Origin of the sequence: Gemmobacter denitrificans, from assembly GCF_036964905.1 — a bacterium.
In the GTDB taxonomy this organism is placed as follows: Bacteria; Pseudomonadota; Alphaproteobacteria; order Rhodobacterales; family Rhodobacteraceae; genus Gemmobacter; species Gemmobacter denitrificans.
In genome coordinates, this window is the sequence record NZ_JBALHR010000029.1 from 1 (window position 1) to 14673 (window position 14673).

Annotated in this window: 7 protein-coding genes and 1 pseudogene; 1 reads left to right on the forward strand and 7 read right to left on the reverse strand. The window is 63.9% G+C overall.

The annotated features are described in order from the left end of the window. From V6590_RS20290 to ilvD, 5 genes and pseudogenes are all read right to left on the reverse strand, one after another. Positions 1-2066: pseudogene (locus V6590_RS20290) on the reverse strand (hypothetical protein); the annotation flags it as partial. A 149-nt stretch (positions 2067-2215) separates the two neighbouring features. After that, the gene (locus tag V6590_RS20295; protein ID WP_335425533.1) at positions 2216-3049 is read right to left on the reverse strand and encodes a sulfotransferase family protein; all 834 of its coding nucleotides are present in this window, start codon (positions 3047-3049) and stop codon (positions 2216-2218) included. Between the two features lie 124 nt (positions 3050-3173). Beyond that, complete coding sequence (cysN, locus tag V6590_RS20300) at positions 3174-5102, reverse strand: sulfate adenylyltransferase subunit CysN (RefSeq protein ID WP_335425534.1); 1929 nt, start codon at positions 5100-5102, stop codon at positions 3174-3176. Between the two features lies 1 nt (position 5103). Next, positions 5104-6039, reverse strand: coding sequence for a sulfate adenylyltransferase subunit CysD (cysD, locus tag V6590_RS20305; protein ID WP_335425535.1), 936 nt, complete (start codon positions 6037-6039; stop codon positions 5104-5106). Between the two features lie 260 nt (positions 6040-6299). Beyond that, on the reverse strand, positions 6300-8138 hold the full coding sequence (ilvD, locus tag V6590_RS20310) for a dihydroxy-acid dehydratase (protein WP_335425536.1): 1839 nt from the start codon (positions 8136-8138) through the stop codon (positions 6300-6302). Positions 8139-8291: 153 nt separating this feature from the next. Here ilvD and V6590_RS20315 point away from each other — a divergent pair, with 153 nt between their 5' ends. Continuing rightward, the gene (locus tag V6590_RS20315; RefSeq protein ID WP_335425537.1) at positions 8292-9653 is read left to right on the forward strand and encodes a phosphohexomutase domain-containing protein; all 1362 of its coding nucleotides are present in this window, start codon (positions 8292-8294) and stop codon (positions 9651-9653) included. Positions 9654-9656: 3 nt separating this feature from the next. Here the strand turns inward: V6590_RS20315 and V6590_RS20320 are convergent, their stop codons facing one another. Beyond that, positions 9657-13694: a beta strand repeat-containing protein gene (locus tag V6590_RS20320; protein WP_335425538.1), complete on the reverse strand. Its 4038-nt coding sequence runs from the start codon at positions 13692-13694 to the stop codon at positions 9657-9659. 358 nt (positions 13695-14052) lie between these two features. Next, positions 14053-14673, reverse strand: a 621-nt coding sequence (locus V6590_RS20325) for an IS110 family RNA-guided transposase (RefSeq protein ID WP_335425539.1), incomplete at its 5' end; no start/stop codon positions are given.

The following is a 14673-nucleotide window of genomic DNA, read 5'->3' on the forward strand; positions in this document are numbered from 1 at the left end:
TCGGAATAGCTGTCGACATTGTAGCGGTCATTGCCGGTGCCGCCCAGCATCGTATCGGCCCCCGCACCGCCATTCAGCGTATCATTGCCGCCATTGCCCTCCAGCCGGTTGGCTCCGCTTCCGCCGGTCAGCTGGTTGGCAGAGCTATTGCCGAAGATGTTGCTGGCGGATGTCCCCGAAAGGGTGAAGGCGAGGATCCCCGCCGCCAGGGTGGCATTGGCCACATAGGGGGAATCCGCGACCAGGGTGATGTTGTCCTTTGTCACCGACAGGGTCTGTGGCGTGCTGCCCAGGAAGGCGCTGTCGGCCACATGGATGAACTGCCCTGCCGTGGCGGCGGTCATCACATCGGAGAAGACCATGCTTTCGGCCAGCGGGCTGCCCGCCAGCGCCGAGGTCGGGAACAGTTGATAGAGCCGGTCATCGCTGACGATGGTGCCGTTCAGCACCGAGGTGCCAAGCCCCTGGGTGGCCCCGCCTGCGATATCAATCAGGCCCGACAGGGTGATGGTGAAGCTTTCGTTGAATTCGACCAGACTGTCGGCGGCAATTTCAAAGCTGACAGTGACCGAGGAGGTCGAACTGTTGAGGAAGAAGGCCGTCCCGCCTGGCAGCACACCGCCTGCGAAATCGGCCGCCGTCACGGTTCCGCCCGCAACGCTCCAGGTGACCCCGGTGGATTCGGAGAAATCGCCAAGCCGGTTGATGTTGAAGCTGACGGTCGTGGTTCCGCTGTCGCCTTCGGTGATCTGCAGGCTGCCCGCATGCAGATAGATCAGGCTGTCGGTCGTGGTCGCCGTGCCGCTGCCGCTGCCGGCATTGGCGATGCCCTGGGTGCCTGTGCCGTCCGTGCCGCTGGTTCCTGCAGCACCTTGCGATCCGCCCGTGCCGATACCGCCATAGCTGCCTGATGGCAATCCGTTGCCACCATTGCCCCCGCCGCCGCCGCCGCCGCCATAGTTGCCGTAGTCGTAAGAGCCTCCTCCGCCACCGCCGCTGGCATAGATCCCGTTCGTATCCCGAAGGGCCGCGGTTCCCGTGATGGTTCCGAAATTCAGGATGACCCCGGCAGCCGTGCCGCCATTGCCGCCATTGCCGGTTGCGCCGCCATTGCCGCCATTGCCGCCATTGCCGCCATTGCCGCCCGCATATTGGGTGCTGCCATAATAGGAATAGACATAGGCGCCGTTTGCGCCGTTGCCGCCGCGCCCACCATAGCCCCCGTCACCGCCATAACCTCCGCGACCGCCGCCGCCGCCATAGCTATAGAAGCCTCCGGTGTTCCAGATACTACCTTGCCACACATGCCGGGTGGAGAAGGCGCTGTCGATCAGGGTCAGGTTCGCCCCGGCCGTGTTCAGGATCGCGCCTGCCGCATTGCCGCCATTGCCACCATTGCCGCCCGTGCCGCCATTGCCGCCCGCGCCGCCATTGCCGCCATCGCCCCCGTCGGCGAAGGGGGTATAAAGCCCGTCAGCGCCAATTCCGCCCGCACCGCCATTGCCGCCACTGCCGCCACTGCCGCCTTGACCGGCCTGGGCATTGGCATTGCCCAGGCCGGTGCGGACGATGGTCAGATTGCCCGCGTTGTAAATCAGGCCTGCCGCATCTTCCCCCGTGCCGCCATTGCCCCCCGCAGTGCCATCGCCCCCCGCAGTGCCATCTGCGCCCGGGGCACTGCCATCGCTGCCGGCCACGCCGTCCGCACCTGCCGTGCCGGTGCTGCCGGTGTCGGCGCTATCGTAGCCATTGGCCAGAACCAGCGATTCCAGACGCAGCGTTCCGCCGGCGGCGATGTCGAACAGCCGGGTCGAACTGGACCCCGACAGCCAGATGTCGGCCTGGCCATCGCCATCGAAATCGCCATTGATCGTGACATCATTCCCGGCAGCGATCACCAAAGGGCCACCAGCAGAGTTGATCGCCAGTTCGCCCAGCGAAGGATCGAAGACGATGGTATCCGCACCGGCCGAATTCGCCGCAAGGGCGATCGCTTCGCGCAGGCTGACAGCGGTATTGCCGGAATTGGTGTCGTCCAGCGCCGTGTTTACAACAAAGGTGGCCATGATTGCTCCGTACGGAAATAAGAACACAGGTGACTTTTTGGTCGGCAGAAAAGACGTGGCTGTCGTGACAGCCCATGTCTGAAGAAATTAACTCAACCTGAATAGGTGTGGCGATTCTGTCCAGTTGAAAAGGGGGCAGGGGGCCTTGCTCAGGCCTGTGCGGGCGGTTCTTGCGATTGCGTGATGCGATGCGCCCGGGTCTTGTGGGCCGCGCGCCAGAAGGCGAGTTCGGCAAGGTTCTGGAACACGTCCGGCGGCAGGATCGTATCGCGGGGCGTCCATTCGACACGCCGTTTCACACGATGCAGGCCCGGGGTGTTCATCCGGGTGTCGAACTCTTCCGCATCGTAATCGACGGCCTCGAAATCATGTTCGAACCAGGGCTCGCCGATGAACTGATAGATCAGTTGCAGGGTTTCGCGGGGGCGCTGGCAGAGGATGTCATATTCCACCAGCAGCATCCGGCCCGCCTCGGCCCCGAAATAGGCCTCTTTCAGCGCCTGCAGGGCAAAGCCCACCAGCCTGTCGGGACGCATGATGGCCTCTACACGGGAAAACACCGTGGCGCGTTCGCCATCGCCAAAGATGCGCGACAGCCGCAGCGGATTGGCCCGCACGATCTGTTCGACCGAATCCACCACCCAGGCGGGGTTGCGCACGCAGGCTATGACGCGGGCCTGCGGCATGACCTGGGCCAGAAGCGGCAGGTTGGCCGACCATTGCCGGTTGGTGTCGAAGATCACATCGGCGGCGCCGGCATCATCGTAATAGGCGTCAAAGATGCCACGGACTAGGCGGGCGCATTTGTCTTCGGTCATCATGACCGAGACTTCCTGCCCTGATGCGGTGCGGATCGCCGCCTGGACCAGGGCACCGACCGGGCTGGTCATGCCGGCATGAAAGCGGGGGTTCTGGCGCAGGATGCCCCCCAGCAGGGTGGAGCCGGAACGTGGCAGGCCGGTGATGAAATGATACTGGTGCAAAATCTGTCTCCGAAAGCGGGATGCAATGGCACCAATGCTGACGACCAAGCTCCGGTAAGGCAACAGCAAAAAAGGCCGGGGCTGAAGACCCCGGCCCTTTCCGATCCATGCTGCGGCGCGCGCCTCAGCGCGCCAGAATGGCCGCGACGATGCGGTCGGCGGCCTCTTCGGCCGACAGTTCCACCGTGTTCACGGTGATCTCGGCCGCCTCCGGCGCTTCATAGGGGCTGTCGATGCCGGTGAAGTTCTTCAGGTTCCCGGCCCGGGCCTTCTTGTACAGGCCCTTCACGTCGCGCGCCTCGGCCACGTCCAGCGGCGTGTTCACGAACACTTCCATGAACTCGCCCTCGGCCATCAGCTCGCGCACCATCCGCCGTTCCGACCGGAAGGGCGAGATGAAGGCGGTGAGCACGATCAGGCCCGCATCGGTCATCAGCCGGGCCACCTCGCCCACGCGGCGGATGTTTTCCACCCGGTCGGCATCGGTGAAGCCCAGATCGCGGTTCAGCCCGTGGCGCACATTGTCGCCATCCAGCAGGAAGGTGTGCTTGCCAAGCGCATGCAGCTTCTTTTCCACCAGATTGGCGATGGTCGATTTGCCCGAACCCGACAGGCCGGTGAACCAGACCACGGCGGGTTTCTGGGTCTTCTGCGCGGCATGGGCCTCGCGGTTCACATCCACCGCCTGCCAGTGGATGTTCTGGCTGCGGCGCAGGGCAAAATGGATCAGCCCGGCGGCCACGGTCGCGTTGGTCATCCGGTCGATCAGGATGAACCCGCCCAGATCGGGATTGGCCGCATAGGATTCAAACGGGATGGCGCGGTCGGTCGAGATGTTCACCACGCCGATCGCATTCAGCCCCAGCGTCTTGGACGCGCGGTGTTCCAGCGTGTTGACGTTCACCTCGTATTTCGGCTCGGTCACCGTGGCGGTCACGGTCTGGGTGCCGATCTTCAGCAGGTAAGGCCGGCCCGGCAGCATGGCGGCCTCATCCATCCAGACCAGCGTGGCCTCGAACTGATCGGCCACTTCGCAGGGTTCGGCGGCGGCGGTGATCACATCGCCGCGCGAACAGTCGATCTCATCGGCGAAGGTCAGGGTGACGGATTGCCCGGCCACGGCCTGGGCCAGGTCGCCATCCCAGGTGACGATGGATTTCACCGTGGTGGTCTTGCCCGAAGGCAGCACGCGGATCGCATCGCCCGGGCGCACCACGCCGGTGGCGATCTGGCCCGCGAAACCGCGGAAATCCAGATTGGGCCGGTTCACCCATTGCACGGGCAGGCGGAAGGCATAGTCCTGCAGCCGGGTATCGTTGACCGGGGCCTCTTCCAGATGCTGCAGCAGGGTCGGGCCCTGATACCAGGGCATGGCGGTGCTCTTGGCGGCGATATTCTCGCCCTTCAGCCCCGACATCGGGATCGGCAGGAAGGTTTCCATCCCGATCTGCTGCGCGAAATGCGAGTAATCCTTGACGATTTCGTAGAAGCGTTCCTGGGAATAGCCCACCAGATCCATCTTGTTGATGGCCAGCACCACATTGCGGATGCCCAGCAGATGAACCAGGTAGGAATGCCGCCGGGTCTGGGTCAGCACGCCCTGGCGCGCATCGATCAGGATCACCGCCAGATCGGCGGTCGAGGCGCCGGTCACCATGTTGCGGGTATATTGTTCATGCCCGGGGGTATCGGCCACGATGAACTTGCGCTTTTCGGTCGCAAAGAAGCGATAGGCCACATCGATGGTGATGCCCTGTTCGCGTTCGGCCGCCAGACCATCCACCAGCAGCGCGAAATCGATCTCGCCGCCCTGGGTGCCCACGGCCTTGCTGTCCTTCTCCAGGGAGGCCAGCTGATCTTCGAAGATCATCTTGGTGTCGTAGAGCAGCCGCCCGATCAGCGTCGATTTGCCATCATCGACCGAGCCGCAGGTGATGAAGCGCAGCATGGTCTTGTGCTGGTGCTTTTCCAGATAGGCGTCGATATCCTCGGCAATCAGGGCATCGGTGACGTAGACGGGATCTTGGGTGCCAGCGTTCAGATCGGTGGTCATCTCAGAAATACCCCTCTTGCTTCTTCTTCTCCATCGAGGCCGCCTGATCATGGTCGATGGCGCGGCCCTGCCGTTCCGAGGTGGTGGTCAGAAGCATTTCCTGAATGACCTCGGGCAGGGTTTTGGCCTCCGACTCCACCGCGCCGGTCAGCGGATAGCAGCCCAGCGTGCGGAAGCGGACCGAGCGCATGACCGGGGTTTCGCCCGGGGCCAGCGGGAAGCGTTCGTCATCCACCATCAGCATCAGCCCGTTGCGGATCACCGTCGGGCGCGGCTCGCTGAAGTAGAGCGGCACGATCTCGATGCCCTCAAGGTGGATATATTGCCAGATGTCCAGCTCGGTCCAGTTGGAGATCGGAAAGGCCCGGATGCTTTCGCCCTTGGCCTTGCGGGTATTGTAGAGCTTCCACAATTCGGGGCGCTGGTTCTTCGGATCCCAGCGGTGATTGGCCGAACGGAAGGAAAAGACCCGTTCCTTGGCGCGGGATTTCTCTTCGTCGCGCCGTGCCCCACCGAAGGCCACGTCGAAATTCCATTTGGTCAGCGCCTGTTTCAGACCTTCGGTCTTCCACATGTCGGTATGCAGCGCGCCGTGATCAAAGGGGTTGATGCCCTTTTCCATGGCCTCGGGGTTGTGATGGACCAGAAGCTCCATCCCGGCATCCCGGGCGGCCTTTTCGCGCAGGGCATACATCGCCTTGAACTTCCAGGTCGTATCGACATGCAACAGCGGGAAGGGCGGCGGCGCCGGGTAGAAGGCTTTCTTGGCCAGGTGCAGCATGCAGGCGCTGTCCTTGCCGATGGAATAGAGCATGACGGGGTTGTCGGCATTGGCGACCACCTCGCGCATGATATGGATGCTTTCGGCTTCCAGGCGCTGAAGATGGGTCAGCCGGGCCGGGGTGATACCGGATAGCGCGGCACTGCTCGGGGTCATTGTCGGCCTCATTGAAACTGCTGCGGGCGATGTGGCAAATTTTTCGCCCTCCTGAAAGGGGAGCGGGCGCGATTTACCGCCGGTTGTGGGAAAAATCGCCCGGTTGCCGCGCGGATTCCGGCCTTTTTGCCGGGCCGGAGCCGCGCGGGGCAGGCCAGCGTCACGCCCGCGTCACGCAAAGCGCGAACAGGGTTCTTTTTCGCGGGGATCGCCCGGGCGATTTCGGTTGACCCAGGGTCAGATTGGCAGGGCCTGCCGGATCACTCCGGCAGGACGCGCACCGCCCCCTTGTCGGCCGAGGCCGCGAATTGGGCATAGACCTTCAGCGCGGTCGAAACCTGGCGCTTGCGCGGCTCGGCGGGTTTCCAACCCTTGGAATCCTGTTCGGCGCGGCGGGCGGCCAGTTCGGCCTCATCCACCGCCAGATGGATGCTGCGGTTCGGAATGTCGATCTCGATCCGGTCGCCATCGCGCACCAGGCCGATGGTGCCTCCTGCCGCGGCCTCGGGGCTGGCATGACCGATCGACAGGCCCGAAGTGCCGCCCGAGAACCGGCCATCGGTGATGAGCGCGCAGGCCTTGCCCAGACCTTTCGATTTCAGATAGCTGGTCGGATACAGCATTTCCTGCATGCCCGGGCCGCCCTTCGGCCCCTCATAGCGGATCACCACCACGTCACCCGCCACGACCTTGCCATTCAGGATGCCATAGACGGCGGCATCCTGGCTTTCAAAGACCACGGCCTTGCCGGTGAATTTCAGGATCGACTCGTCCACGCCTGCGGTTTTCACAATGCAGCCATCCAGCGCGATATTGCCCTTCAGCACCGCAAGCCCGCCATCCTTGGAAAACGGCGTCTCGGCCGAGCGGATCACACCATGCGTGCGGTCGGTGTCCAGATCGGGCCAGAGCGAGGATTGCGAGAAGGCGGTTTGCGTGGGCACGCCACCGGGGGCGGCCAGGAACAGCTTGCGGGCCTCCGGTGCATTCGATTTCGCAATATCCCAGTGATCAATGGCAGCCCCCAGCGTGGGCGCATGCACCGTGGGGCAATCGCGATGGATCAGGCCCGCGCGGTCCAGCTCGCCCAGGATCGCCATGATGCCGCCCGCGCGATGCACGTCTTCGATATGCACATCGGCCTTGTTCGGCGCGACCTTGCACAGACAGGGCACCTTGCGGCTCATCCGGTCGATGTCATCCATGGTGAAATCCACCCCGCCTTCGATGGCGGCGGCCAGGATATGCAGCACGGTATTGGTCGATCCGCCCATGGCGATATCAAGCGCGATGGCATTTTCAAACGCGGCCTTGGTCGCGATATTGCGCGGCAGGACAGAGGCATCCTCCTGCTCGTAATAGCGCTTGCAGAGATCGACCGCACGGCGACCGGCTTCAAGGAACAGCTCCTTGCGATAGGCATGGGTCGCCAGCGTCGATCCATTGCCCGGCAGCGACAGGCCAAGCGCCTCGGTCAGGCAGTTCATCGAATTGGCGGTGAACATGCCCGAGCAGGACCCGCAGGTCGGGCAGGCCGCCTGTTCGATGGCCGCCACATCGGCATCCGACACCTTGTCATCGGCGGCCGCCACCATGGCATCCACAAGGTCGATGGAAATGGTGCGCCCATCCCCCAGCGTGACCTTGCCCGCCTCCATCGGCCCGCCCGAGACAAAGATCGCCGGGATGTTCAGCCGCATGGCGGCCATCAGCATGCCGGGGGTGATCTTGTCGCAGTTGGAGATGCAGACCATCGCATCGGCGCAATGGGCATTGACCATATATTCGACGCTATCGGCAATCAGCTCGCGCGAGGGCAGCGAATAAAGCATCCCGTCATGCCCCATGGCGATGCCGTCATCCACCGCGATGGTGTTGAATTCCTTGGCGATGCCACCCGCCGCCTCGACCTCGCGTGCCACCATCTGGCCAAGGTCTTTCAGGTGAACGTGACCCGGCACGAATTGGGTGAAGCTGTTGACGATGGCGATGATCGGCTTGCCGAAATCGCTGTCCTTCACGCCGGTCGCACGCCACAGCCCCCTTGCCCCCGCCATGTTGCGGCCATGGGTGGTGGTGCGGGAACGGTATGCGGGCATGGGTATGGCTTTCCGGCTGGCGTTGACCCGTGCAGAAGTGGCCTGTCGCGGCGTAAAAATCAACCGCTCTTGGCGGATTTCGCGACGGCCTGCCCAAGTTGAAACCGTGGCCCGGCAATGCCATGCTGCGCCCGGACCCAGAGGAGAGCGGCAATGGCCCCGAAATTCGGCACAAGCGGCCTGCGCGGATTGGTGACAGAGCTGACGCCCGATCTGGTGGCCGATCACGTCCGGGCCTTTGCGGCGGCCTGCCCGATGGGCAGCGGGCTCTGGGTCGGGCGCGATCTGCGGGCCTCGTCCCCGGCGCTGGCGCAAGAGGTCATCGCGGCGGCCCGCTCCATGGGGCTGGCGGTCACCGATTGTGGCGCGCTGCCCACCCCGGCACTGGCGCTGGCGGCGCTGCAGGCCCAGGCGGCCTCGGTCATGGTGACAGGCAGCCATATCCCGGCCGATCGCAACGGGCTGAAATTCTACACACCGGCGGGCGAGATCACCAAGATGGAAGAGGCCGCCATTCTGGCAGCCCTTGGCACGCCCCCCTGCGGGATGGGGCCAGAGCCTGTGGCCTGCCCCACGGCCGGGGCCGATTGGGTGGCGCGTTATGTCCGCGCCTTCGGCCCGGATGCGCTGGCCGGGCTGCGGCTGGGGATCTGGGCGCATAGTGCCGTCAGCCGCGATCTGCTGGCCGGGGCGCTGGTGGAACTGGGCGCGGAATGTGTCTCTATGGGCCGTTCAGAGACGTTTGTGCCCATTGATACCGAGGCTGTATCGGATCAGGCCCGGGCCGATCTGGCAGGTTGGGCCCCGGGCTTCGATGCGATCTTGTCCACCGATGGCGATGGCGACCGCCCGTTGCTGGCCGATGGCGCGGGCCGGGTGATCCCGGGGGATATCCTGGGCCAGATCACCGCGGCGGCCCTGGGGGCCGAATGCGTGGTAACCCCGGTCAGCTCCAATACCGGGGCCGAGCTTTCGGGCTGCTTTGCCCGGGTGATCCGCAGCCGGATCGGATCGCCCTTCGTGATCGCGGCCATGCAGGCCATCGGCGGACGGGTCGCGGGATATGAGGCGAATGGCGGCTTTCTGCTGGGCTTTGACGCGCAGGGCCCGGCCGGCCCCTTGCCCGCGCTGATGACCCGCGACAGTCTGCTGCCGCTGGTCACCGTTCTGATGCAGGCCCGCAGGGCAGGGGGGCTGGCCCGGTTGCTGGCCGCGCAGCCGCCCCGGTTCACCGCCACGGACCGGCTGGAAAACTTCCCCACCGCGCGCAGCGGCCCGCTGCTGGCCGCGCTGACCGCCGATCCCGCCCCGCTGCTTTCTGCCGTGTCAGAGACGGAATCCGGCCGCGATCTGACCGATGGGCTGCGGCTGCTGCTGCGGTCGGGCCGGGTGCTGCATCTGCGCCCTTCGGGCAATGCGCCCGAATTCCGCGCCTATGCCGAGGCGGAAAGCGAAAACGCCGCGGCCGGTCTTTTGGCCGCGGCGCTGGCCCGCTTGCGCGGGATGTCGGGATAGGCGTCAGACCACCAGGAAATCGGCCTGGGTCAGGGCCAGCCCGGTGTCGATCGTGGCAAACAGAACCCGCGCCCCGGCGCCATTGCCATCGGCGTCATAGAACAGCTGCCCCGTCGCGGCATTGTAGATCACCCGATGTGCCGCTGTGGTGGCGGCGGCACCGGTGACAAAGCGCGCAGCCCCCAGACCGCCAAGCGCGCCGATCCCGGCAAAGGCGGCATCATCCAGTTCGATCGTGTCATCGGCCACGCTGAAATCGCTGATCGAATCCACCCCGGTTGCAGCGGCGGCGGTAAAGACGAAGCTGTCGGCCCCGGTCCCCCCCACAAGCGTATCGGCCCCCGTGCCGCCGATCAGCCGGTCGGCCCCGGCCCCGCCATCGAGACTGTCATTGCCGCCATTGCCGTTCAGCGTGTCATTGCCGCTGCTGGCGACCAGCGTGTCATTGCCGCTGTTGCCGGTCAGCACGTTGTTCAGGCTGTTGCCGGTCAGCGTGACACTGGCGGCGGTGGTGGAAGTGATGTTTTCGATATTGGCCTTGGTGAAGATCGAATAGGCGCCAAGCGCGGTCTGCACCGTATCGATGCCTGCCCCGGCGGCTTCGGTCAGCACGTCGGAGAAGCTGGAGACGACATAGGTATCATCGCCCGATCCGCCTGCCAGGCTGTTGGTGCCAGCCCCGCCTTCCAGCGTGTCATTGCCGCCATTGCCGCTCAGCGTGTCATTGCCGCCCGAGCCGATCAGACTGTCATTGCCGCCCGCCCCGACGATCAGATTGTTGCCGGTATTGCCGGTCAGGGTCTGGCCCGCCGCGTTGGTACCCGTCAGATGTTCGACCTCGGCAAGGCCGAAGATCGAGAAGGAGGACAGGCCGGTGCGGATGGTGTCGCTGCCGTTTCCGGCGGTTTCGGTGACCACATCGGCATAGCTGTCCACGACATAGATGTCATCGCCCGCCCCGCCCAGCATGGTATCCGCCCCGGCACCCCCATCGAGACTGTCGGCATCGGCCCCGCCATCGAGACTGTCATTGCCCCCCATGCCCAGCAGCGTGTCATTGCCGCTGCTGGCGACCAGCGTGTCATTGCCGACATTGTTGCCGGTCAGCACATTGTGCAGGCTGTTGCCGGTCAGCGTGACATTGGCCGAGGTGGTGGAGGTGATGTTTTCGATATTGGCCTTGCTGAAGATCGAATAGGCGCCAAGCGCGGTCTGCACCGTATCGATGCCTGCCCCGGCGGCTTCGGTCAGCACGTCGGAGAAGCTGGAGACGACATAGGTATCGTTGCCCAGGCCCCCCGCCAGGCTGTTGGTGCCGCTGCCGCCTTCCAGCGTGTCATTGCCGCCATTGCCCAGCAGCGTGTCATTGCCGCCCGATCCGATCAGGCTGTCATTGCCGCCCGCCCCGGTCATGGTATTGTGGCCAGAATTGCCGGTCAGGGTCTGGCCCGCCGCATTGGTGCCGGTCAGGTTTTCCACATGGGTATTCGAGAAGATCGAATAGCTGGCAAGGGTCGTGCGGATCTCGTCGCTGCCCTGACCCGCGCTTTCCGTGACGATGTCGCCATAGCTATCCACGACATAGAGATCATTGCCCAGCCCACCCGACAGGCTGTCGCCCCCGGCCGCACCGTCCAGCGTGTCATTCCCCTGACCGCCGAACAGGGATTCCGCCCCCGCCGCCCCGGTGAGGCTGTCGGCCAGGGTGGAGCCGATGACCCGCTCGACCGACTGGATCACAAGGCTGCCATCGGCCCCGCCGCCCCGGGCATAGAGTTGCGCCCCCAGATCGACGGTCATGCCGGTGAAACCGGCGAAGCTGACGCCGCTGGTGTTCAGCGTGTCGATGTCGCCGCCACCATAGATTTCATCGGCGAAATGGTTGTCGTGGATGAAGATGTCGTCATTGCCTGTGCCGCCATAGATCGTATCGACGCTCAGTCCGCCATTGATCGCGTCATTGCCGGCATCGCCGTGGATCTCGTCGGCCCCGCTGGTATCGGTGATCGCATCATCGCCCGCACCGCCAAGGATCGTGTCATCGCCCGCGCCGCCTTCGATCTGGTCGGCCCCGTCCATGCCCTCCAGCCGGTTCGCGCTGCTGTTGCCGGTCAATGTATCGCCCAGGGCGCTGCCGCGCAGGTTTTCGATGCTGCTGAACGTGTCGCCCTGGGCGTCACCGCCCAAGGCGATGCCGGTCAGGCTCACACTGACTGCCGCCGCCGATCCGGCATAGCTGACCATGTCACTGCCGGACCCGCCTGTCAGGCTGTCTGCGCCCGCGCCGCCCTCGATCGTGTCATTGCCGTCATCGCCGCTGATCGTATCATTGCCGGCCCCGCCATAGATATCATCGGCGACCGTGCTGCCGGTGATGGTTTCGACCGAGGAATCGCCATAGATCGCCAGGGTGTCACTGCTGAAGGAGAAGATCCCGCCGGGGCTGGTAAAGCCGGTGATGACGCGGCCGCTCAGATCCAGCGTGGTGGTGGCCCCCATCGAGATTTCCAGCCGGTCATGGGTGAAATCGGCGGTGGAAAAGGCGAATGTGGTGAGACTGCCCAACTGGCTGGCAAAGAAATTCACGGTCCGTGCGGCCGAGCCGAACAGCGGCGGCGCGTTGAAGCGCAGGATTTCCATGCTGGTGATGGTTTCGCCGCGGAAATCATAGGCAGCGCTGTCATCGCTGGAAATGGCCAGCGTATCGGTGCCGGCGCCGCCATCGATCACATCGGCCGCGTTCACCAGACCCGGCGCGAAGGTGATCGTGTCATTGCCCGAATGGGCATGGATATCCTGGGTTCCGGCCACCACGGTGATGGCATCGGCCTGGGTGGTGCCGACCACAAGGCCGTTGCTGTCCGGTGCATTGGCCGTGTCACGCGGATCGTAGATGGCAAGGCGAACCTGTTCATCAGTGCCATTGAGATCCACATTGTAGGAAATCAGGATGCGGCCATCCTCGGTCATGCTGGCCGCCAGATCCTGGATCGTCGAGTTGCCGAAATCCTCAACGACAAATTCCGTTCCGACGGCAGTCGAGCTGCTGTTGTAGCGCTGGCCGCGCAGGGACAGCGTGCCTTCATCCACCCAGAACACCACGAACCCCCCATCCGGGGCTGCGGCCACGGCGGAATGGGTCTGGTTGCCCGCTGTCGTGCTGGGTGGTGCCACCTCGGCCGCGAAGGGGGTGCCATTGGCATTGTAGACCCGCGCCCGGATACCGGTATTGCTGCCGCCCGAACCATCGGTGGTCCAGCTGATCACGAAACGGCCATTGGTCAGTTCGGTGATCGAGGGATCGTAATTCTCGGTCAGCGAGGAACTGACGGTGAAGAGGGCGCTGACTGTGCCGCTCTGGCTGACGGTCTGGAATTGCAGCACGTCATTGCCGCTGTTTTCATTGCCATAGGTCACCACATAGCTGCCATTGGACAGGGCGGTGACATGGGTGCCGATGACGCTTTCGCCCGCCCCCGAAGCGCCATTGAAAATGGTGAACTGCGATCCGGTCAGGGCACCGGTGGTCGGGTTGAAGAAGCGCGCGACGATATCCTCGTTGCTGTCCTCCCACAGGATCAGCGCCTGGGTCGCACTGGCCGCCGCGATCTGGGGCAGGGCCTGGATATCCCCTGCCGGGGCATTCAGCACGGTGGCACCGCCCAGATGGACACCGCTGTTGTTGTAACTGTCCATCTCGACATTGGTGTCAATGCTGACAGGCGGCCCCGCGGTCACCTGTTGCCGGATATAGGTCACCGAAAAGCCGCCGCCGGGCAGGGCGGTGACGCTGGGGGCCAGTTCATCGACGCCGGTGGTGGTGTTCAGCCGGATCGGGCTGCCCAGGGTCTCGCCCAGCGGGGTATAGATCTGCCCCAGCACATCATAGCCCGCAGGCGACCCCGCCCCGGCCGGATTGTTGGTGCTGTAGACGACAAGGATATTGCCGTTGGACAGTTGCACGATGTCGGGCTGGATTTCACTGGATGCACTGGATGCGACGAATTGCGGGCCCAACCAGGCCAGAGGGGTGGTGACCATCTTATACCTCAAAAGCAGCATGAAAAATGTGATACGGGCAAAGCCTGCCACGGAAGGCCTGTCATTTCAAACAAAAATGCGCTAGCAACTTCTGTGGTTGCCGCCCATTGTGCAAGGGGCTCTGACTTCTGGGATCGGTGATCGAGTGCGGTCTTCTGTCAGGCCTGTATATGCGGCACTTTCATGAAGCCGCTGGCCGGGATGGTGATCAGCGAAGCGGGTCCACATCTGTGTCTCGAGCTCGAGTGCTCGCAGTTGCTATCTGGTTTTCCCGATCCGGATCGTGTCGATCTTTTGCCCATGGGGTCGTCGGCTTCTCACACCTCTTTACCCTGTGCCGCCTGCTATCGGCTGCGCATTAAGGCGCAGCTGCAGTCGGCCCAGGGATCCTGTAATCCTCCTGTTTTGTCATCATCGCCCAGATGGCGCGCGCCATTTTATTGGCCAAGGCGATCGCCACCAGCATGTGGGGCTTCCTCGCCAGCATCCGCTCCAACCACGAGCCTTGCGGGATGCGTGATCGTCCCAACCGGTTAAGCCGCGACATCGCACCGATTATGAGCAGGCGCCGGATGTCCGCCTGACCCGCTTTCGTGATCTGACCCAATCGCTCCTTTCCACCCGAAGAGTGCTGACGTGGCACAAGCCCCAGCCAGGCTGCGAAGTCCCGTCCGCGTCGGAAGGTTCTCATGTCCGGTGCAAAGGCCTCGAAAGCCAATGCCGTGATCGGGCCGACGCCCGGCAAGGTTTGCAGGCGTTTCGCCGTCTCTGCATCTTCAGCAAGCCGATGTGCTTTCTGGGTTCTTGTGTCGATGCGAACTGTTTTTTCCGCAATTTGCTGCAGCAAATCTCTGCATTCCTCGCTCACCAGCAGGGGGAGCGTTCCTTCATCTGCATCGAGAACAGCCGCAATACGACCGATCTGTCCCATACCTGCCGGAAAAACATGGCCAAACTCATAGAGAAGGGCACGCAAGGC

Coding starts and splice junctions, on each gene's coding strand:
- cysN (WP_335425534.1), bottom strand. CDS start 5,102: ATGACCACCGATCTGAACGCTGGCACCCAAGATCCCGTCTACGTCACC.
- cysD (WP_335425535.1), bottom strand. CDS start 6,039: ATGACCCCGAGCAGTGCCGCGCTATCCGGTATCACCCCGGCCCGGCTG.
- V6590_RS20320 (WP_335425538.1), bottom strand. CDS start 13,694: ATGGTCACCACCCCTCTGGCCTGGTTGGGCCCGCAATTCGTCGCATCC.
- V6590_RS20315 (WP_335425537.1), top strand. CDS start 8,292: ATGGCCCCGAAATTCGGCACAAGCGGCCTGCGCGGATTGGTGACAGAG.
- ilvD (WP_335425536.1), bottom strand. CDS start 8,138: ATGCCCGCATACCGTTCCCGCACCACCACCCATGGCCGCAACATGGCG.